At 66.6% G+C, this 21,089-nt stretch carries 16 protein-coding genes; 5 read left to right on the forward strand and 11 right to left on the reverse strand.

The genetic code is table 11. The features are described from left to right. The first annotated feature begins 77 nt into the window (after positions 1-77). Positions 78-773, forward strand: coding sequence for a cofactor assembly of complex C subunit B (locus VB716_RS12490; protein ID WP_231597908.1), 696 nt, complete (start codon positions 78-80; stop codon positions 771-773). Here VB716_RS12490 and lptC read toward each other — a convergent pair. Continuing rightward, on the reverse strand, positions 679-2,025 hold the full coding sequence (lptC, locus tag VB716_RS12495; protein WP_323270656.1) for an LPS export ABC transporter periplasmic protein LptC: 1,347 nt from the start codon (positions 2,023-2,025) through the stop codon (positions 679-681). The genes VB716_RS12490 and lptC overlap by 95 nt on opposite strands. Further along, positions 2,022-3,635 carry a methionine--tRNA ligase gene (locus tag VB716_RS12500; RefSeq protein ID WP_323270657.1) on the reverse strand — a complete coding sequence of 538 codons (1,614 nt, stop codon included), beginning with the start codon at positions 3,633-3,635 and terminating at the stop codon, positions 2,022-2,024. Before VB716_RS12500 ends, lptC begins: the two co-directional genes overlap by 4 nt. A 173-nt stretch (positions 3,636-3,808) precedes the next feature. Here VB716_RS12500 and VB716_RS12505 point away from each other — a divergent pair, with 173 nt between their 5' ends. Both VB716_RS12505 and VB716_RS12510 read left to right on the forward strand, forming a co-directional pair. Next, positions 3,809-4,456, forward strand: coding sequence for a Mo-dependent nitrogenase C-terminal domain-containing protein (locus tag VB716_RS12505; RefSeq protein WP_323270658.1), 648 nt, complete (start codon positions 3,809-3,811; stop codon positions 4,454-4,456). Then, positions 4,437-6,260, forward strand: coding sequence for an FAD-dependent oxidoreductase (locus VB716_RS12510; RefSeq protein ID WP_323270659.1), 1,824 nt, complete (start codon positions 4,437-4,439; stop codon positions 6,258-6,260). The genes VB716_RS12505 and VB716_RS12510 overlap by 20 nt, the downstream gene beginning before the upstream one ends. Here VB716_RS12510 and VB716_RS12515 read toward each other — a convergent pair. From VB716_RS12515 to rpmG, 3 genes are all read right to left on the reverse strand, one after another. Further along, on the reverse strand, positions 6,243-8,156 hold the full coding sequence (locus tag VB716_RS12515; RefSeq protein WP_323270660.1) for a ribonuclease catalytic domain-containing protein: 1,914 nt from the start codon (positions 8,154-8,156) through the stop codon (positions 6,243-6,245). The two genes, VB716_RS12510 and VB716_RS12515, sit on opposite strands and share 18 nt — an antisense overlap. 140 nt (positions 8,157-8,296) lie before the next feature. Next, positions 8,297-8,518, reverse strand: a complete 222-nt coding sequence (rpsR, locus tag VB716_RS12520) for a 30S ribosomal protein S18 (protein ID WP_010308434.1) — start codon at positions 8,516-8,518, stop codon at positions 8,297-8,299. A 122-nt stretch (positions 8,519-8,640) separates the two neighbouring features. Then, the gene (rpmG, locus tag VB716_RS12525; protein WP_197155791.1) at positions 8,641-8,835 is read right to left on the reverse strand and encodes a 50S ribosomal protein L33; all 195 of its coding nucleotides are present in this window, start codon (positions 8,833-8,835) and stop codon (positions 8,641-8,643) included. A 112-nt stretch (positions 8,836-8,947) separates the two neighbouring features. Between rpmG and pheT the strand changes: the two genes are divergently transcribed. After that, complete coding sequence (gene pheT, locus VB716_RS12530; RefSeq protein WP_322758736.1) at positions 8,948-11,383, forward strand: phenylalanine--tRNA ligase subunit beta; 2,436 nt, start codon at positions 8,948-8,950, stop codon at positions 11,381-11,383. Between the two features lie 31 nt (positions 11,384-11,414). Here pheT and rlmD read toward each other — a convergent pair whose 3' ends face one another. After that, the gene (gene rlmD, locus VB716_RS12535; RefSeq protein WP_322758735.1) at positions 11,415-12,914 is read right to left on the reverse strand and encodes a 23S rRNA (uracil(1939)-C(5))-methyltransferase RlmD; all 1,500 of its coding nucleotides are present in this window, start codon (positions 12,912-12,914) and stop codon (positions 11,415-11,417) included. A 135-nt stretch (positions 12,915-13,049) separates the two neighbouring features. Here rlmD and VB716_RS12540 point away from each other — a divergent pair, with 135 nt between their 5' ends. Then, the gene (locus VB716_RS12540; RefSeq protein ID WP_197170242.1) at positions 13,050-13,544 is read left to right on the forward strand and encodes an allophycocyanin subunit alpha-B; all 495 of its coding nucleotides are present in this window, start codon (positions 13,050-13,052) and stop codon (positions 13,542-13,544) included. 1,391 nt (positions 13,545-14,935) lie between these two features. Here the strand turns inward: VB716_RS12540 and VB716_RS12545 are convergent. The 5 genes from VB716_RS12545 to VB716_RS12565 all read right to left on the reverse strand — a co-directional run. Further along, positions 14,936-16,213 (reverse strand): molecular chaperone DnaJ, encoded by a 1,278-nt coding sequence (locus VB716_RS12545; protein WP_197155799.1) that lies wholly within the window; start codon positions 16,211-16,213, stop codon positions 14,936-14,938. Positions 16,214-16,241: 28 nt separating this feature from the next. Then, on the reverse strand, positions 16,242-17,918 hold the full coding sequence (locus VB716_RS12550; RefSeq protein WP_197155801.1) for a DUF3370 family protein: 1,677 nt from the start codon (positions 17,916-17,918) through the stop codon (positions 16,242-16,244). 394 nt (positions 17,919-18,312) lie between these two features. After that, entirely contained in the window at positions 18,313-19,116 is an 804-nt protein-coding gene (locus tag VB716_RS12555) for a sigma-70 family RNA polymerase sigma factor (RefSeq protein ID WP_197155803.1), read from the reverse strand. Between the two features lie 230 nt (positions 19,117-19,346). Beyond that, positions 19,347-20,240: an ATP adenylyltransferase gene (locus VB716_RS12560; RefSeq protein WP_197159284.1), complete on the reverse strand. Its 894-nt coding sequence runs from the start codon at positions 20,238-20,240 to the stop codon at positions 19,347-19,349. Between the two features lie 7 nt (positions 20,241-20,247). Beyond that, positions 20,248-21,089, reverse strand: an 842-nt coding sequence (locus tag VB716_RS12565; RefSeq protein ID WP_416238114.1) for a SpoIID/LytB domain-containing protein, incomplete at its 5' end; no start/stop codon positions are given.

The raw sequence follows: 21,089 nt of genomic DNA on the forward strand, positions 1-21,089 counted from the left end.
GCAGATCAGATTCCATTGCAGCAAGGACCGGTGAATCCGGCATCCTTGGCGATTGATCCACCTGCGCCCCTTTCCCCATGGACCTGCCCCTGCCGGCCCGCTTCAGCCTGGGGATCGGGATCCTGGGGCTGGCACTGCTGGTGGCCAACCAGCTCACGGCCGGGCCTCCGTCACCCGCGCTGGAGCGCGCCTCTGTTCTGGCCAGCCTGCTGGCGGTCGGGCTGATGTTGGTGGGAGTGCTGTGGACCAGGGCCATCCCCGAGGCCTCCGAACGTGTCGCCCTGGAAGGAGAGCAGGGGCTCCAGCTGAGTCGGGAGTGCTCCGAGTCACTGGCCCGAGAACTGGCATGGGGCAGCCAGATGCTGCTCACTGCAACCCCGGCCGCCGTGGTGCTGATCCACTGGCGCGGCACCACCCTGTTACGGCGAGGCCTGCTCCAGAGCGAAGCCTTCGTCCCTGGAGCGATCTGCGAGCGCAGCCGCCGCAGCGGCAAGGCCGTGTCGCTGGTGAATCTCAAGTTGTACCCCGGCAGGGCCGAATTCGAACCCCTTCTGGCTGGTGTGCCATCGGTGCTGGTACAGCCGATCGGTGATCAGGGCTGGATCCTGCTGGGGGGCTGGTCACCCCGCTGTTTCAGCCGCAGCGACCTCGCCTGGACCGAGGGCTGGGCCCGCAAACTCAAAGACGAATTGGCTCCGGTTCGCGTTTCGTCGTCTGTCCCGACCCCTTCGGAATCGTCAGCTGCGTCTGCACCCGGGCACCAGGAGTCGTGAACACCGCCAGCCCCTTGGAACCCATGCGACCCCGCAGCTTCTGGCTGCGGGTGATCTGGTCGTTGGCCTTGCGCCGCAGCACCACGTTTCCATCGGCCTCGATCACCTGGGTCTTCCAGTTCCACTGACACCGCTGGGCACGCAACGAATCACCGGGCTGATCCAGCTGGCAACCCCTCGGAATCGTGGCCAGCTCCTTATCGAGCTGCACCTCCAGAGCTTCACCGCGCACCTGCAGATCGCCGAACTGGCCCTCCATCGGCAGGTCCGTGCTGGCGATCTGCTTCTCGAGATCGAGCAGGGTGGCCTGGGCCCGCAGGCGGGATTTGTTGGTTGGGTCCTCGAACAGCACGGGAGCCTGCAAGCGCAGCACCTGCTGGATCGTGTTGCCCTCCAGGGCAGGGGATGTGAGGGTCTGAACCACTCCTGGCTTGAGGATGCGGGTGCCCCGCAGGGGGCCGATGGCGATCAGGCGGCCGCTGCCCGGGTACCAGTCGGCTGTGGTGGCGCGGATGATCACATCCGGCCTGCGTTTCGGTGTGGCAAGAGCGGGGATGGCGTAAGCGAGTTCAGAGGCTGATGGCTTTGCCTTGCTGCCGTCCTTGCCATTGCTGGTAGCGGTGGCTTTGTCATCAGCTCTCGGTGGCACTCGCCTGTCTTCGCTCTTGCCTGCGCCGTTCCCATCGCCCTTGGCAGCCTTGGTCCAGCGCTGCAGCTCAGGCTGACCACGCAACTCAAGCTTGTCCTGGTCAATCAGGAAGCGGGCCCTCTGGGCCACCAGGCGGGTTTCCTGGTTGGTGGCGCTGGGACGCAGATCGATCTCCATCAGCTGCTCGGAAGGAATCCAGCGCACCCGTTCGCCCTCGATCAGCACCGGCTGACTGCCAAGGCGCTGGATCCGGACCCCCCCTTCCAGCTGAATCACCTGGCCATCGTTGAGCACGGTGCCGCTGGTGGCCTCAATCCGATAGAGCGGCTTGCCCTTCGCATAGATGAGGCCGTGCGGCGAGCGCGCCCGTGCGATGCGGCGATTGAGGTCGTAACGGGCCTCAGGACTTCTGAGCTCCCAGGCGGGACGGCCCTTGGGATCCTGCTGGCGCAGATCCAGGGAACGGAACACGAAGGGCAGGGGATCCTCGGCCTGCTCCGGCAGGTTCGGAGCGCAGCCGACCAGCAGGGCAGGCAGAAAGAGAAGCGCAAACCAGCCGGGGCGGGGCCCCCGGCGGGGAAGGCGGAGGGGTGGGGAGCTCACAGGGGGGAGTCCAACTCCAGTCGACCCATCACGGGGGAAGGTTCGGGCAGTTCCAGACCCGGCTGCAGACGGCCCCATTGCTGGGCGACCTGCCAGGCCGTCGGTGTCGCGGCAGTGGACGCAGCTTCAAGCGATAGGGCTACAGGCGAGGGCAAAGTCTCAGTGCCGGATTCAAAAGGCTCCTGGCCGAGTTGCTCCAGCATGCGATCCGACAGCTCCGGCAGCAGAGGCGCCAGCAGGACCCCCACCCAGCGGGTGGCCTCGAGCACGGCATAGAGATCGGCCGCCACCACCTCGCCCTGGCCCTCCTGCTTCATGCGGCTCCAGGGAGCCCGCTCATTGAGGAAACCGTTGGCCGCGATGGCCAGGCCCAGCACGGCCTCAGCTGCCGTCCGGAAATCCAGAGCCTCCAGAGCGGCCGCGCTGCGATCGGCCGCGTCCTGCGCGGCCAGCGCCAGGGGATGGGCTGGATCTTCCCCCGCTCCGGCTGGAGGCACGCCCCCGTCGAACCAACGCCGCGCCATCGAGGAGGTGCGGTTGAGCAGGTTGCCGATCGTGTTGGCGAGATCGTTGTTCACCAGATCACTGAAGCGCTGCTGCTGGAAGTCACCGTCGTCGCCGAAGGGGATATCGCGCAGCAGGTACCACCGCACCGCATCACGGCCGCACCGCTCCAGCAACACCACCGGATCGAGCACATTGCCGAGCGACTTGCCCATCTTCTGGCCCTCACGGGTGAGAAAGCCGTGGCCGAACACCCGTTCCGGCAGCGGCAATCCGGCCGACAACAGCATCGCCGGCCAGTAGACAGCATGGAAACGCAGGATGTCCTTGCCGATCACGTGCAGTTGCGCCGGCCAGCCACGTTGGAGGATCTGGTCCAGCACCACCGGTTCGTCCGGTTCGAGCAGGGCGGTGAGGTAGCCAAGCAAGGCGTCGAACCATACATAGAAGGTGTGGCCTGGGTGACCGGGCACTGGAATGCCCCAGGGCAGATCGATGCGGGAGATCGAAAAATCGCGCAGCCCCTGGACCACGAAATTCTCCACCTCCCGGCGGCGGCTGGCTGGCTGGATGAAGCCCGGTCGAGCAATCAGCTCCTCGATCTGTGCCTGATAGCGCGACAGACGGAAGAACAGGTTGACCTCATCGCGCCATTCCAGGGGGCGCTGATGAATGGAACACTCGGGATCCTCGGCGCCGGGGGCGTCATCCTTGAATTCCTCGCAGGCGACGCAATACCAACCCTGCTGGCGTCCCTCCACCACATCACCGCTGGCCTCCACCCGCGCGAAGAACTGCTCAACCAGCTGACGATGGCGGGGATCGGTGGTGCGAATCAAGCGATCGTTGCTGATCTGCCAGCGCGACCACAGATCCCGATAGGACGCACTGACGCTGTCGCAATGGGCCTGGGGGGTGAGGCCCGCCGCCTCGGCAGTGCGCTGAATCTTCTGGCCGTGCTCGTCGCAGCCGGTGATGAAGTGCACCTGATCACCGCACAGACGACGATGACGGGCGATGGCATCACAGGCCAGGGTGGTGTAGGTGCTGCCCAGGTGCGCCCGGTCGTTGACGTAATAGAGCGGAGTTGTGAGGGTGTAGGACATCGGCCGGAGGCGGGTGGCGGGGGACCGGAGTGGCGGGAGATTGGTTCTCGCTGCGCCGCCCTCTCAGACCTGCGCCCGCGGCCCTGCGTCGGGGCCGGATCCTACCGAGAGCACCGGGACGGTTCCGGACCAGGATCCACTCTCCTCTCTCTCCCCATTCCCCTTCGCCTGCCATGCCGGAAGGAACCGAGACCACCGGGCTGTGCAGCCTCGATGCCGGGCTCAGCCCGGCCTGCCGGCACATCTGGCTCGGGGCGCTGCACCAGCTCGCCCTGGCGGATGGAGATTTCTCCGAGGAGGAGCAGCACCTGCTCATCCATGAGCTCAAGGCAGAACTGCCCGACGACTCCTGGGACGGCATCCAGCAACCCGGTGACGGCGCCCTGGTGCATCGCTTCGGTGTGGGCACGGAGCTGGCCGAGCAGTTCCTGCGCAGCGCCGTGATGGTGGCCCTGGCCGATGGCCACATCAGCGAGGTGGAGCTGGACCTGTTGCGGCGCTGGAGCCGCGAGCTGCAGGTGGCTGAGGCGGTGGTGGCCCAGCTGAGCGTGGACGCCTGCGGCGTGCCCCATCCCCAGGCCCTCAACGGCCTGCGCCAGTGGCTCGATGGCATCCAGCCGAATGATCCGGCGGTGGCACGCTTTCTGGTGAAGCTGATCCCGGCCCAGTGCCCCTTCGAGCGGGACGTGGTGCTCTTTGGCCGCAAGCTGGTGCACATCCCGCCGATGTGCAAGATCAACCCCCTCTACGACCAGCTGGTGGCCCTGCGCTTCCGTTGCCTCTGCCGCCTCGAGGAGTCGGATGGCACTGATGCCACCTGATCTCAACGCCGGCCTTACCCCCCAGGTGCTGGTCTGGGGCGGCGGCAGCGGCGGCGTCGCCGCCGCCCTCCAGGCAGCCCGCAGCGGCGCCGACACCCTGCTGCTCACCCCCGCCTCCTGGCTGGGCGGCATGCTCAGCGCAGCCGGCGTCTGTGCCCCGGATGGCAATGAACTCTCTCCGTGGCAGAGCGGCCTCTGGGGTGCCCTGCTGCGGGCCCTGGAACACCGCGAGCCCAGCGGCCTGGATCACAACTGGGTGAGCTGTTTCGGGTTCCGGCCGCGAACGGCCGAGACGATCCTGCAGGAGTGGGTGGCGGCGGAGCCGCGGTTGCGCTGGTGGCCCGGCTGTCGCCTGCTCGACGTGCGCCGCCAGGGCGATCGGATCAGCGCTGTACGCGTCCAGGTCGGCCCTGAGGGCGGAACGAACCAGGGCGAGCGCCCATGGATCGAGCCGCAGCTGGTGATCGACGGCAGCGACCGCGGTGATCTGTTTCCCCTGGCAGAGGCCCCCTTCCGGCTGGGCTGGGAAGCCGCCGAAGACCATGGCGAACCCAGTGCCCCCAGCCGGGAGCGGTTGACCGGCGATCCGTTCTTTCGCCGCCAGCCGGTGCAGTCGCCCACCTGGGTGGTGATGGGCCAGCTGGATAAGGAGCGGTTGCCGGCCCCCGCAGAGCCGCCTGACCTGGCGGAACCCTTCCAGCAGGCCTGCAGCCGCTTTGGCCTGGAGCGCACCCTCACCTATGGCCGCCTGCCCGGCGGGTTGGTGATGCTCAACTGGCCGCTCTGTGGCAACGACTGGCACGAGGGGCTGGAGCGGGCCTTTTCGGGCGATGCCCTCCAGGACAACGCGCTGGAGCGGGCCATGCAGGCCCACAGCCTGGCCTTCCTGGCAACCCTCGAACAGGCCTGCGAGGGGGCCCTGGTGGCCGGCGATGCCTTTCCGGGGGCCCTGGCCCTGATGCCCTACTGGCGCGAAGGGCGCCGGCTGGTGGGCCGGGATCTGGTGCTGGAGCAGCACCTGCTGCCCCAGGGGGAGGGAGCCTCGATCGCGGCCCTGCCGCTGGAGGCCAGCGGCGCGATTGCAGCGATTGCGGTGGGGAACTACGCCAATGACCACCACTACCCGGGCGGTGACTGGCCCCTTGCGCCCAAGAGCTGCCGCTGGGGCGGCCGCTGGAGCGGCACGCCCTTCGCGCTTCCCTACGGCGCCCTGGTCAGCGCGACGGTGAGCAACCTGCTCGCCGCCGACAAGTGCCTCAGCGTCAGCCACATGGCCAACGGCGCAACCCGGCTGCAGCCGCTTGTGCTCAACATCGGCCAGGCCGCCGGACTGGCTGCCGCGCTCTGCCTGCGCCACGGTTGTACGCCAGCCGAGCTGCCGGTGCGAACACTGCAGGAGGCCCTGATCGACGACCGCCTGGCCCCAGCCAGCCCCGTGCCCCTGTGGGACACCCCCTGGCACCATCCGCAGCGGCGGAAGAGGCAGAAGCAGGTGCTCGATGATCCCTCGCTGCTCTCGCCTACAGGAACCTGGATGGGCCCGGCGCAGCCCGGCCACCAGCCACCGGCCTCACCTCACGAGCGGCTCTGGCAGGGAGAGCTGCGGCCCGATGGCCAGGGAGGTTACCGGCTGCGCGTATCCACCCCAAGCCAGGCCGAGGCTGGCCGCGACTGGCCGCTGATCACTCTGGAGCCGGAGCTGCACCAGTGGCTGCTGCAGCTCGATGGCCCGCGGTCGGTGCGGCTGATTGCCCATGCCAACCCCTGGGGCCCCTGGCTGCGGGCCTCACGCCTGGCCGACTGAGGCCCGGCCCTGCAGCCGCAGCTGATCCCGCAGGGGATCCACCTCCAGCACCCGAAGCAGCACCGGGGCGCCCGGTTCGCTGCTCTCTGGGCATTCCGCCACCAGATCCATGGCCAGATCTTCGACATGCACCAGGGCCAGTCGCTCGTGGGGGCGTAACCAGCGCAGAAAAACCCCGGGCCACTGGTCACGCTGATGGGCTGCGAACCACACCTGTTGCCAATGGCGTTGGTCCTCGCGGCTGATCTGGATGCCCTGCTTGACCGGGTCCTCCAGTTCGCTCAGCAACGCCGCCACGTCCTCCTCCGGCAATGGCGCCTGATCCGACAGAGCGGCCTGCAGCTGACGCTGGACGAGCAGATCGCCGTAGCGACGGATCGGCGAGGTGGCCTGCGCGTATCCCTCCAGAGCGAGGCTGAAGTGCAGAGCCGGTTGGGTACCGGTGTGACTGCGACTGAGGCAGCGCTTGATGGCGGCGTGGCGCACCGGCCCCGGTGGCAACGCCTCAAGCTCGGCCGGCGACGGCAGCTCAGTCGGAAGCTGGCTGCGGTAGGGGAGTGCCAGACCCTCCCGGCGACCGAACTCGGCCACCACGGCCCCCGCCAGGATCATCGCTTCGGCCACCAGCAGCCGCGATGGACCCGGCTCGACGATCTCCAGCACCGGCTCGTCGCCGGCGGCGCGGATGCGGCCTTCGGGTTGATCCATCATCAGGGCGCCATGCTGCTGGCGCCAGCCACGCCGGCGCAGCAGCAGCTGGTGCAGGCAAAGCAGATCAGCCTCCTGCGGCGGCGCCAGTTCGATCAGCTCGTCGGCGTCGGCGTAGGAGAGGCGATAGGTGGGTTGAACCCAGCTGCGCTGCAGGCCGAAGTCGGCCACGGCCCCGGTGGCATCGAGCTCCACCCAGAGACTCCAGGCCGCACAGCGACGGCCCTGCACCAGGCTGAAGGGACCGGTGGAGAGGCACTCCGGAAACATCGGCAGGGTTCCCCCCGCCAGGTAGAGGCTGCTGGCCCGGCGTCGGGCTTCGAGGTCGAGCGCTGAACCCGCCGGCACCAGTCGACCCGGATCGGCCACATGAATCCAGAGGCGCTGCACACCACCCGGCAAGGTCTCGAGCGAGAGGCCGTCGTCAATGTCGCGGGTGTCGGCATCGTCGATCGTCACCATCCGGAGCCCGGTGAGATCCCGCCGCTGCTCATCGCCGGGCTGGGGCTGATCCGCCTGGGCGACAAGCTCTTCGGCCTCCGTCAGGAGTTCGTCGGAGAAGCCGTGCTGCCAGTGGCTGCGAGCCAGGGAAGGCAGGTGGTGCGGCTGCCAGAGACCCAGGTCCACCATCAGGTGGCGGATCGCTCCAGTCTCGGCAGGGCAGTGGGCCACCTGCAGCGCCTGGCGCAGCTCCAGCGGCAGGGGGTCGGTGCTGTCGCCCCCGGCCCAGAGCATCAGCAGCTCCAGATCGCGGCGATGCTCGGGATCGAGAGTTGTGGGATCCAGAGGCTGGCGCCGCCGCAGGGCCTCATGCCAGCGGCGGCGGCGCTCCAGCACCAGGCGTTCACGACGCCGGTCGCGCCGCAGGCGCCGCAGCTCATCCACCGGCCGGGGTTCCACAACCCCGTGTCGCCAGCGGAACAGCAGCTGGTCGCCTTCCAGCCAGAGCCAGCAGGCGGCGAGCAGGGCGGGGTTGGCCCCATCGCCGAGCAGGGAAGCGAAATCCGAGAGTGGCTGGGGCTGCCCGTCTTCCACCAGAAGGTGCCAGGCCTCGCCAAGCTGCCGTCGGGACGGCAAAGCCTCGGCCACAACCTCTGCGGAGAGGTTCCATGGCGAAGCTCCCAGACCCGCAGGAACATCAGCTCCTGAAGGCAGGGGGATCAGCAGGGTGATCTGACGCAGCGGCAACTGCTGCGGTCGGGCCAGAAAACCGGCCAGGACCTTGGCCTTGCCAGACTGCAGACCCCGAACCAGGGCCAGCTGGGGCCCCTTGTCCGTGCTTAGTCCGACCAGATCGCCGGGTTGGAGGGTCTGGGAAGCCAGAGGGATCAGCCCTCGGGATTCACAAAGGGAAGCAGGGCCACGATGCGGGCACGCTTGACGGCGTTGGTGAGATCGCGCTGCTGCTTGGCGGTGAGGCCCGTCAGACGGCGGGGCAGGATCTTGCCACGCTCAGTGATGAATTTCTTGAGCAGATCGACATCCTTGTAGTCGATCGGGTCGCCCGGCTTGATCGGGGAGAGACGCTTCTTGAAAAAGGAACTGGCCATCGAAAAGAAAGAGAAGACGAAAAAACTGCGGCTGCAACGGCAACCCCTGAGCTCAGGCCCGCAGGCAGGAGCGGCTGGAAATCAGGATGAGGCGGAAGCAGACCACTGCTTCCGCCCGGACCTCACTTGATTTCCTTGTGGTTGGTGGAGGCGTTGCAGTGGGGGCAGAACTTCTTCAGCTCCAGCCGTTCGGTGGTGTTGCGGCGGTTCTTCTGGGTGGTGTAGCGGGACACACCAGGAGACCGCTTGGCGGGGTTGGACCGGCATTCGGTGCACTCGAGAGTGATCACGATCCGGACGCCCTTGTTTTTGGCCATAAAGGACGTTGCGCCGCGTGTGCGATGCGAAGTGACAAACGAAGACTTTACCGTGTGATGGTTCCCTACCCCTCCGCTCCCTAGGATCGACGGCCGTTGATGGACTGAATGGATGCGGGTCTCGCTCCAGTGGTTGAAGGAGCTCGTGACCTGCGAGCCGGACGATCTGCAGCCACAGCTCCTGGCTGAGCGGCTGTCGGTCGCCGGGTTCGAAGTCGAGGAGATTCATGACCTGGCGGCCCAGGCCTCTGGGGTGGTCGTGGGGCTCGTCGCGGATCGCCAGCCCCATCCGGATGCCACCAAACTGAGCGTCTGCCGGGTCGATGTCGGCAGCGCAGAACCGTTGCAGATTGTCTGTGGCGCCGCCAATGTCCGCGCTGGCATCCACGTGCCGGTGGCCCTGGTGGGTACCACCCTGCCGGCGGTGGATCTGACGATCAAGCCAGCCGAACTGCGGGGTGTGGCCAGCAGCGGCATGATCTGCTCCCTGCGGGAACTCGGCCTGCCCGACGCCAGCGACGGGATTGCCGTTCTGGATGATCTGCTCGCGTCCGTACCCCTGCCGGGCCAACCTGTGGGGCCGCATCTGGGCCTCGACGATCAGGTGCTGGAGCTGGCGATCACCGCCAACCGGCCGGATGGTCTGTCGATGCAGGGCATTGCCCGTGAAGTGGCGGCTCTGTTGGAGGCCTCCACCAGCCTGCCCCCAGCCGCGCCCGCGATCGAAGCCGCACCCCTGGCGATCGATGCAGCCTCGAGGCTGGCGATCGAAGCCGGTGGACTGTTCAGCGTCACGGCCCTGAAGGGCGTGCGTGTGGCGCCGTCACCCCAGTGGCTGCAGCAGCGTCTGGAGCGTGCCGGCATTCGACCGATCAACACGGTGGTGGACATCACCAACCTGGTGATGCTGGAAACCGGTCAACCCCTGCATGCCTTCGACAGCGATCGCCTGGCGCACAAGACCGCTGGCCAGGCCGAACCGGCAGCCCTGGGGTTGCGGCAGGCCCGCAGCGGGGAGTCGTTCACCAGCCTCGATGGCGAGTCGCGGACCCTGGATGAGGAAGCCCTGGTGGTCACCTACGCCGATCAGGCGATTGCCCTGGCCGGCGTGATCGGCGGCCTTGAGGAGGCGGTTCAGAACGACACCACATCCCTGTGGCTGGAAGCCGCCGTGTTTGCGCCCCAGGCCGTGCGGCGGTCGGCCCGTAGCCAGGGTCTGCGCACCGAGGCCAGCCTGCGCTTTGAGAAGGGTCTGCCGCGGGAAGCCACCCTGGCGGCCGCGGATCGGGCCGTGCAGCTGCTGATCGAGCTGGCCGGCGCCGAACTGGAGGGCCGTTGGCTGCATCAGCGGCCCCAGGAGCCGGTTCAGCCCCTGAGGCTGCGCCGCGAAGCCCTGCACAACCTGCTCGGGCCGGTGGTGGTGGACGGCGAAGAAGAGGATCTCGAGGAGGGGCGCATCGCGGCCACCCTCACGGCCCTGGGCTGCGTGCTGAAGGACAGCGACGATGGCTGGAGTGTGGTCGTCCCCCCCTCGCGCCGCATGGACCTGCAGCGGGAAGTGGATCTGATCGAGGAGGTGGCCCGCCTGGTGGGCTACGACCAGTTCGCCTGCCATCTGCCCGACCCCCTGCTCCCCGGCGGCCTCGAACCTGCCCAGCTGGCCGAGCGCCGGTTGCGCCGCGCCCTCTGCGCGGCTGGTCTGCAGGAAACCTGCAGCCTCTCGCTGGTGCCCCAGGCTGCCGGGCGGCTGCCACTGGCCAACCCCCTGCTGGCGGATTACGGCCATCTGCGCGACAACCTGCACGAAGAATTGCTCCAGGCGGCCCGCCGCAACCTCCAGGCCTCCCAAAACGGCTTCTGGGCCTTCGAGATCGGCCAGGTCTTCGATGCCGATGGTGTCGAACGGCAGCAGCTGGTGGGGGTGCTGGCCGGCGAACGCCGCGCCGAGCGCTGGACCAGCAGCGGCAAACCCCAGCCGCCTGGCTACTTCCAGGCCCGGGGCGTCTTGCAGGCGGCGCTGCAGACCCTGAAGCTGCCCGTGGACGATCGCCCGCTCACCGATCAGCCCCTGCTGCATCCCGGTCGTGCTGCCACGCTGCTGGTCGAGGGCCGGCCGGCCGGCTGGTTCGGCCAGCTGCATCCCGAGCAGGCCGACCAACACGACCTGCCGGAGGCCACCTACCTGTTCACCCTGGCCCTGGAGCCGCTGCTCTGCGCCGCCACACGCCGCAACCGCTGGCAACCCGCCTTCGCTCCCTTCGCCACAGTGCCGGCCTCCGAGCGGGATCTGGCCCTGGTGGTGCCGCAGGCCACCCGGGCGGCCGACCTGCTCAGCACCATCCGCAAGGCGGGCAAGCCCCTGCTGGAGCAGGCGGAGCTGGTGGATCGCTATGAGGGCACGCAGCTGGGGGATGGCCAGTGCAGCCAGGCCTTCCGGCTGCGCTACCGCGATCCGAAGCGCACCCTCACCGACGATCAGGTGGATGGGGCCCAGGCGAAGATCCGTGCGGCGCTCGAAAAGCAGTTCGGGGCCCAGCTGCGCAGCTGAGCCTGCGTTCACCGCCTGGGCATCGCTGAGCTCAGGCGCAGCGCTCCAGCACCACCAGGGTTTCCACGTGGCTGGTGTTGGGGAAAAAATCGAGGGGTTGCACGCTCAGCAGCCGGAACCGTGCAGCTTCCGGCTCGGCCAAGGCTTCTGCCCCGGTCCCAGCGTCAGCATTGGCCTCAGCGTCGGCACTGGCCTCAGCGCCGACGGATGGATCCGTTTGAGGAGCCTGCCTGGTGCCGCAGAGGCGACCGAGATCCCGGGCCAGGGTGCCTGGGTCGCAGCTGAGATAGAGCAGCAGCGGTGGGGGGGAGTTCAGGATGGCCTCCAGCACCGGCGGCTCCAGCCCCTTGCGGGGCGGATCGAGCAACAGGGCGCCAGCGCCGGGTAGTGAATGGGCCAGAGCCTCGGCCACATCCGAGTTGCTGAAGCGTGCCAAGGCGCTCAGACCATTGGATTCAGCATTGCGGCGGGCCAGTTGGACCGAAGCCAGGTGTGCCTCGATGCCCTCGACCCGATAGCCGGCGGCCGCGATCGGAAGGGTGTAGGTGCCGATGCCGCAGTAGGCATCGATCACGGAGCGGCTCGTGCCAGCGGCTTTCAGTGCAGCCAGAAGCAGGGGCACGACCCGCTCGGCCTGCACCGTGTTCACCTGAAAGAAGGTGTCGGCGGCAATGCGATAGCGCAGGCCAGCAAAGCGTTCCTCCAGCCAGTCCCGCCCGCAGAGCGTGCGGGTCTCATGGCCCATCAGCTTGTTGTTGGGCTCCGGCTGGAGATTGAGCGACACCCCCACCACCTCGGGCCAGCGATCCATCCAGCTGCTGGCCAGCGCATCGAGGCCCGGCAGGTTGTCGTTGCTGGCGATGAGGGTGATCAGCACATCGCCGGTGTGGTGGCCCACCCGCAGAGCCAGATGGCGAAGACCACCACCGCTGCGGCCATGGCGATCCACCGGCCAGGCGGCTTCCTCCAGATCCTCCTTCAACGGTTCGATCAGCCGATCCAGCCGGGCGTCCAGCACCGGGCAGTGGTTCATGTTGACGATCTGATGGGAGCCGCGTCGGTAGAACCCGGCCCGCAGCCGCAGCTCGTCAGTGAGCTCCAACGGAATCACGGCGCGGTTGCGGTAGCCGAGCGGAGACTCCGCTGCCAGCAAGGGCAGGGGCGGCAGGTCCGTTCCGCCGAGGCGCCGCAGCACCTCGCCCACCATCCCCTGCTTCCAGGACACCTGGGCGGCATCGCTGCAATGCTGCAGGCTGCAGCCGCCACAATTGTCCGAAAGGATGCAGGGGGGCTGGCGCCGGTCGGGGGACGGGCGTTCGATCCCCTTGAGTTCCGCCACCAGGTGGCGCCGGGCCTGGTGCACCACCCGCACGCGGACAAGCTCGCCGGGCAGGGCGTCGGCCACGAAGACCACCTGATCCCCCACACGGCCCACGCCCTGGCCATCGCGACCCAGATCGGCGATCTCCACCGAGAGCAGAGACCCCACTGCCACGCGGGCCCGGGTCTGATGGTCCCTGGATTTCGACACGGGCGGGAGGCAGACACTGGCCTTGATCATCGGCCCCTGGGCAGACCAGGTTGCAAAGGGGCGTAACACGTTCGGCTCAGGAGGCGATCCGGAGACGAGATCTCGATAAGGTGGTGCGTGCACGTGGCAGCAGAAATGAGCGTCGTTCGGGATCTGATCCTCCAGGCCGATGATCAGCTTCGTTATCCCACCGGCGGCGAGCTGCGCTCGATGGTGGACTTCCTCACCGGAGGCAGCCAACGGCTGTCGATCGTGAAGGTGCTCACCGACAACGAGAAAAAAATCATCGATGAGGCAGCCAAACAGCTGTTCTCCCGCAAGCCCGATTACGTGGCCCCGGGTGGCAACGCCTATGGCCAGAAGCAGCGTGCCCAGTGCCTGAGGGATTACAGCTGGTACCTCAGGCTGGTCACCTATGGCGTTCTGGCTGGCAGCACCGAGCAGATCCAGAAGATCGGCCTGGAGGGTGCCCGCGAGATGTACAACAGCCTCGGTGTTCCCATGCCCGGTATGGTCGAAGCCATGCGCACCCTCCGGGAAGCCGCCCTATCGCTGCTGAGCACTGAGCAAGCGGCTACGGCTGGTCCCTACTTTGACTTTCTGATTCAGGGCATGCAGACCACCACCTGAAGCACCTGACGGACACACGTCTTCCGCCGCGTCTCCTACAGGCGCGGCTTTTTCATGCTCTCTCGATCGGGTGACTGCTCAAGGGGCTTCCCAGGATGAGCACATCAGGAAGCATCGGCAGGTGATTCGCCAGGAGCACCAGCGTCTCAGCTATCCCGACCAAGTCGCCATATTGGTCTGAACAAGAGACACAGCCTGGATGTGTGAGCAGGCTCTGCCGTACAGCCGTCAACGACCGACATCGAGGCAACGTTCCCGATCCGAGCAAGCCGGCAGAACTGGATGCCGCACGTTCGGCATCCGCACGTTTGGCATCCGCACGTTTGACATCCGGACCCGACGCACGAGTCTCATTATGGACCATAGACAAGACCCGTAGGCGTCTCATTCGAGATAGACAGGAAAAGAATGGCCTGATTTCGACCTGGCCCCGCAGGGGTGCCGGAGACCCCCTGCGGGCGCACACGACAACAAGGTCCTGGGGAGGCGAAATCCGAACCGATCACCAGTCCGCCATCACCCGCTCTCCGAATGCGTACCTGCTTCAAAAGCAGGTACGCAGACTCCCAGAGCACAGTTCCTGACTTGGCTTTCAAGCAGTCAATCAAGACTTGGACAGTCTGTTCACACCCCACTGGACACAGTGGGCGGCGCGTGGGCACGGGCACGCCATCCAGACGGACCCGGAGGTCATCTCCCAGACAATGGTGGCTCCAGCAGGGTCTTCAAGCCCCAAGCACCAAGTATCAGCCCGAAGCACAGCCCTGCATCCAGAGCGGCTCGCCTCACCTCTGCATCCCAAGACAGACAAATGGCAGCTGGATTCCACGATTTTTCTGAATGTCGTGATCAGAATCAGATGAAGAAGCCAATGGAGTTCGCATAAGAATCGATCCAACCCTGCGGAGTCACGATCCAGCTGCAAAGGACCGAGCAAAGGTCAAGCGAACCACTCAGCCATTCCGAGGAAGAACGAAAACCCATCCCTTCGCAGTAGTCTCACGAGGCCCATTCAAGACTTTGAATCAGTCCTGGTATGGGACCCAGTTGAGAAGGTCTAGGCGCATGGTCCCCGACTGAGTCCCATGGCTGGTCTCGTCCGGCTTCTCAGGCGAGATGCATGGACAATGCCCGCAACTCCCTCCCCTTAACACCGGCCGATGGTCAACACATCCGGCCCTGAAGGCCCGCCGGGCTCACGAGATCGCATTTCAACCTCTCGCTATCGACACGACATTGGACACACATCGGGACAGCCTCAAGACGAACGAGAACCCATGGTCCACGCAACAGGTCCCTGCAGCGGGTCGCTGCAATCGGTCATCCAGCAGACTGTGCGATCAGCGCTGACGCGAGGTCTTGGCTTGATCCACTCAGCCAGAGCAGCGTTCTCAGCTGGATCCGCGGTAGAGCTCCTTGAGCATGTGATAGGCCTCATTGAGACGTCGCATCACATCCACGGAGCCGCCTGAATCGGGATGATGGAGCACAGCCATCTCGCGGTAAGACTCCCGGATCTGGCGGAGGCTGAGCTGATGACCCGGTGCTGTTGGCAATTGCAGCAGCTTGAGGGCGCCATGGAGGGTCATCGTGTGCTCCAGGGTGAGGAATGAAGTCCCGGGGCGGCGCCTGCGAAACCGATGCACAAAACGTCGAATCAACGTCGGAAGGCGTAGCTCCAGGGTGGCGGCACTGAAAGGGTCTTCCAGCAGCCCCGCCATCACCATCACCCGCTCAAAACTGGCAGGACCCGCCTCCCAGCTGGGGACAAAGCACCGTACCAATGCACTGGCCAGGGACCAGGTGAACGCCCGTCCCTCGCTCTGGTCGGCGTGCGGCCAGATGTCCTGAGCCAACCAGACCATGGCGGCTTCGAGCACGGCCTCATTGGGTTCGCTGCCGTAAAGATCACTCCAGTGCTGGGCAGCTGCCGTGAGGGCCCGCTGAATGGATGCCGCCGGCACCGTCGGCAGGGAATCATCCGTCTGGATCGAGCCAGGCCGGACCCGCAGACTACGCCGCAGGCGATCGGAGCGGCGCTGAACGAAGCCCGGCAGATCGATACCGCCAGGGCTGCCCCCACTGGACGGTGGAGGAACCTCCGACGGGGCACGGGGCGATGCGATCGGATCTCCAGTGGCTCGCAGAGCCACCTGCCTGCGGGGCACCAGCACCAGGGAGCCGCGCTCGTCGAGGGCGGTGCTGAACTCCTCGTCCTCCGGATCCTCAGGCGCATCCTCTTCTGCAACCAGGTCCTGCGCAGAGTGCCTGCTCCCATCCAGGATCTCTGGCTCCGGTGTCGGCATTCCTGGGGCAGGAAGCGGCGAGCCAAGCCCAGCCGTGGTCCAGTCGCTCGCCTCATCAGCGGCGCTCCCCAGGTCCTCTGGCGGAGACTGCATCGTCTCGGTGGCAGTCACGTCCGACCCCACGGTGTCTCTGGGGACTGCCTCCGGGGAGACAGTCCTCACTGGCCAACTCCCGCTGGAGAGTTCCACGACCTCCAGCGTCTCTTCCGGAAGGTCATCCTCGAAGAGACCCTGCAGCAGCCGCACCAGGATGTCGCCCCGGCTGCGTAGACCCCATTCCCCCCGCAGACTGTCGATCTGGGCGACCAGTTCAACCGGCAGTTCCAGACTGATCCTGCGCCGCTCTCTCTGGGCCGAGTCCACTACTGGTTCCACCGACGATGTGATTCGCTCAGCGGCCCACAAGGCCGCGCATGATGTCTTGCTGAGCCTCCACAGCGTCCCGGTAGCGCTCAATCAACGACTGACTGACCCTGACCGGTGGAAGGACCACGGGGACCTGTGTGGCAGCGGCTGCCGACCGTGACGGACTGACGGAATGGTTGATCGGGGGAAGGGGCGGGGTCGGCGGCTCCCAGCGATGAGGTCCGGGAGTCACGAGCGGGCGGGGCTGAGCCACAGCTGGTCGAGGCACCTGAGGACCGGCTGGTTGGACCGCCGGCGCAGGAACCAGGGCGGGGCCATTGTTGGCGACCGCAGGCGGAACAGCAGGTGGCGGAGCATTCGGACGGGTCACCGATGAACGAGCCAGCTCCAGTTGTCGCTCCCGCTCCTGCACAAGGGCCAACTGGGAGCTGGGCACAACGCTGAGAAGGTGGCCAGGGGTCGCATCGGCTGGGTAAACCAAGCTCACCCGCACGGTATTGACCACCCCAGGCTGCAATTGCAGGGAGGTGAGCGAGAGGCTCTGACCAGAACGCATGCCGACGTGCATTTCCTGCAGACCTTCGGGAGTCGTGACCTGCAGAGAGCCTCGGAAAGCGGTGAAATGTCGGCCACCACTGGGAGACGGATGGCTCATCACCAGCTCATACGGTCCATTGCCGGTGAGCTGTAGATCGACGTCGAAGCGAACGCCATAGGTGCCCACATTGTCAAGCGACGAATCGATCATGCGGGTCGCCAAGGCATTCACCTGCACGTCGCTGGTCCCGAAGTGATGGCGGAATGTGCTGGTCAACGGCACGTGAAGAGGTCCCTGGCTGCCTAGGTCATGACGAATGCTGGCCTTGTAGGCATCGCCAAGGGCCACGCCCCCCACCCGGGAAAAAATCTGGCGGTTCTGGATGTCGGCGATGCGACTGAGATAGACCCGACCCGGAGCCAGACGCCCCTGATCGAGCACCGCCAGGATGTCTCGATCACTGGTGGGGTCCTTCGCCGCCACCACAGCCACCTGGAAGGGACCATCGCTGTGACCTCGCAGCAGGGCATTGGCAATCCCAAGGGCCGGAAGGGCCGTGTTGAACAGCACGACCCGGCTGCGAGCAGGAATGGTGATCTCATCGGTGAGATTTCGATCCAGGCGACCCCGCAGCATCTGAACCGCCGTGGCATCTCCAGGACCCGTGTTCCATGGCCTGGGGCCCAAAGGCTTCACCCCCATCAGATTGTTGGCCAGATAAGGCGCTTCGAAACTGTTGCGGACCGCACCGTTCTTGAAGCGGATGTGAACGGGCCGCACACCGGGATTGATCAGGATCGCCGCCAGGGTGAGCTGGGCGCGGCGATCCTGCGGAGAAATGCTCTTGCGGTTGGGGGGGAAATACTTGTGATGCAGGTGCAGGCCGAAGTCTCCGTTGAAGGTGAATTCAGAATTGCGGAGGGCTTGGCCCGTCTCCGCAGCGATTGAGCTGCCGGGAGTGGTGGTGATCAAGATGCCGGGCCCCTCCACCTCCTCCGGCTGGTTGGAGTGGAGCACGGGCACGTTGTTGAAGGTGCCGTTGAGTGGGCGTGCCTGCTGACCAGCCATCAACGCCACATAGGCCGAAGCAGCCGGAGCCTGCAGGACCAGCGCCGAACCAAGCAGGACAGCCGAAACGGCTGGCAGGACTGAAACCAGCTGCATAGAACCAGCGGGACCGACCTCTTTCAAACTGTGTCTTGCGACTGGCAACGGCACATGATCTGTGATTTTCTTCGCAGTTGGGGGCGAGGCTTCCTGCTGAACCCAAAATGGGGCCACTCTGCCTGGGGAAGGCAAGCGTAAGGGGAGGGCCCAGCGGAGCATCTCAACGATCTCTGGTAGACGAGGATGGGAGTGGGCAAGTCTCAGAGGCGCTGAGTCGCAGGCTAGAACCAGACGGATCCACAGAATTTTCTCATGTTTCCGCCCTTCCCCTGCTGTGCCTCCGAGGAGGACAGCCGCACCAGTCGGCGGCGTTACCAGGAACGCAAGCTGCGCATGCTGTCTTTCTGGCGCGATGGAATCGAGCGGCAGCTGGCGGCAGTGACAGCCGCGATCAACACCCTGGAAGCACAGATGCGCCGAGACCAGCCGCTGGACCCTCAGGATTGAGCCTCAGTTGCCCCCACTGGCTGCGCAACTGATCCAGCGCTCCAAGAAACCAGCGGCGGGCCGTCATCGGACTCACCTGCAGCTGCCGGGCGACGCGGCGATAGCTCCAGCCTCCCAGAACGACCTGGCGTACCAGAGTGGCCAGAGCCGGGTCGAGGTTGGCCAGCAGCCGCTCCACCGATGTCGGGCTGCTCCCGTTGAAGCCAGTCAGGTCATCGTGACCGCCTGAGACTTCCTCCCGGCTGGCATCCGGCAGGGCAGTGGGTTCGGTTCCGACCAGACCCTCCAGCGAAGCGGCACGCTTGAGTTGCTCCCCCTGGCGCAGCACATGCCACTGCTCGGGGCTGAGGCCCAGAGCCCGCCGCAGCTCCTCGGAGCCGGGGGTGCGCCCCTGCTGGCATTCGATCTCCCGTCCCAGCACCCGCAACCGATCGAGCATCTCCACCTGGCGACGGGGCAGCCTCACGCAACCGACGGAATCGCGCAGGTAGTGGAGGATGGCGCCCCGCACATGGGGCCGGGCAAAGGCCTCAAAAGGCACAGCGCGGTCCTGGTTGTAGAGCTCGGCGGCGCGCAGCAGCCCCAGCATCCCGACCTGCAGGAGGTCATCCAGGGGCTCACGGCAGCAGCGGGAATAGTGCAGGGCCAGGGGCCGCACAATCTGGCGGTACTGGAGCACGCGTGCATTCCGGCGCTGCTCGGCGGTGGATCGAGCGGCGGCTGGTGCTGGCAGACAACGGCGAGACATCGAATCGGAGGCGAATGGCCATCGGAGAGCACCGGTGGGGGTCTCCTCGGTTCACTCAGCCGCAGCCGGGCGACGTCCTCAACCGCGATTCCACGGAATCAGCCGGCCGGAGGGGCAAGATTCCGTGAATCCACGGCCTTCGAGCCCAGCCTTCCAGTCGCCAGCTGCACCGTGACTGCGGGAGGAGCCTGTTCAAGAGGGTCCGGTCGGCAGTGATCAGCCCGCAGGGATCAGTCGGGGGCGGTCAGTCCCTCGATCTGGGACTCAAGCAGGAGCTCGGGCGATGCCGCCACCTCTTGCAGCAATCGAAAGGGGCCCTCTGTCTCAATCCAGTCCAGACGTGAGGATGGACAACACAGCAGGCAGCCGGCGAAGCCGAGCGCATTGACACTGAAACCGGCCGCATGTTCCCGCACCCGCCGCACGGTCAGGAACCAGTCGTCATCGAAGAGCAGGTTGTAGGGGTGACGGGGCTGACGATCGGATTCCGGGCTGCCCAGGCCGAGGGAACGGCAGTGCTCCTGGTAAAGGCTGGGCAGGTCGGAGCAGCCGAGTGGATCGTGGCGGCGGCTGAGCCTGTAGGCCCAGGGCCAGGCAGGAGCCAGCCCATCGAGCTGGCAGCGCAGCCTCGGAGCCAACGGGCAACTCGGTTCGCCGGGGTGGCGCGGCAACAGCTGCAGATGCCGATGCGGCTGGCTGGCCCCGGCTTCGGCACAGCTGTTGAAGAACCAGAGCCCGCCGGTATCGCTGGCTACGTGGGCCACGCTGGCCCAGTCGTTCTCCTGCAGCCAACCGGCCTGAGCTTGCCACTGGCTGGTGATCAGCAGCAGATGGCCCCGCTGCACGGGGAATTTGTTGAGCAGCACCACATGGCTTTCGCCCAGCAGCTCCACCTGCAGCAGCGGTTCCCAGGGCAGGAATGGGTTCGGCTTGGGCCCGCCCGCCCGCAGATGCTTGGGGGTGCTGGAAAGCAGTCGACGCAACACGAAGGGGGCGCTGCTCGGATGGGGCACCCGCTCCGTACGCAGTGGCACCAGGGCACCGGCGGCCAAGGCCCGCTCAGAGACGGCCAGGGCACGACGCCAGAGCCGAGCGGCGCGCTGGCCGGGACGCGTGCCCCGCATCAGGGAGTTACCCGGCACCGGCCTTGAGGCGGGCCAGGGAGGCACCCTGGTAGTAGCGGCCGAGGATCTGGTTGTACCGAAGACCCTGCTCAGCCAGATCCTGGGCACCGTGCTGGCTCATGCTGGCGCCGAGATGGCCATGGGCCTCCGAACTGATCTGCTGGGTGGAGGCGTAGAGGCTTTCGACGATCCCGCCCTGGTAGCTGAGGATCAGGCCGGCGGTGGAGGCAGCTGCCTGTCGGGTTCGCTCGCTGACGCTGGCCAGTCCGCGATACGCCTGCCAGCGGGTGGTGTTGCCCAGGTGCCAATGGCGGCTGGCCGGCCGGGCCATGTGAGCCAGGGCATAGGAACGGGCCGCCACGGCCTGGGCCCGCAGGGCCTCCATGTTCCAGCTGCTGGGCATTTCCGCCCCCACCACCGAGGCCACGTAGTCCTCGAGCGAAAGATGGTTGACAAGCTCCACGCCACTGCCGTTGAGCAGGAGCCTCAAGCGGCCTGCATAGGCCTGGCCATCAACCAGCAGCACGCCGGAACTTGTCTGTAACCAGGCTTCCGCCAGGCCGGATGGCAGAGCCCCCAGGGCCACAGCATCACCAGCGGAACCCTGCTGCAGCAGGCGGCCGTCGCGGCTGAGCAGCTGCCAGGGGCCGCTGGCCCCCAGTCGGGGCTGGCCGGCAGCCCCCAGTAAGGCCACGCGGATCTCCAGGGCCACCGGTGCACCAGCCCCAGGCTCCACCAGATCGAGGCGCTGGGACGCCGCACTGGCGGCCCGCTCGGCCTGGAGGCCGCTCAGCTGGTCCTGGGTCGGCGCCATCCGCTCCTCACCGCCAGCTGCGGTGCCGGCCGCGC

The sequence above is a fragment of the Synechococcus sp. CCY9201 genome, from assembly GCF_034931105.1.
In the GTDB taxonomy this organism is placed as follows: domain Bacteria; phylum Cyanobacteriota; class Cyanobacteriia; order PCC-6307; family Cyanobiaceae; genus CBW1002.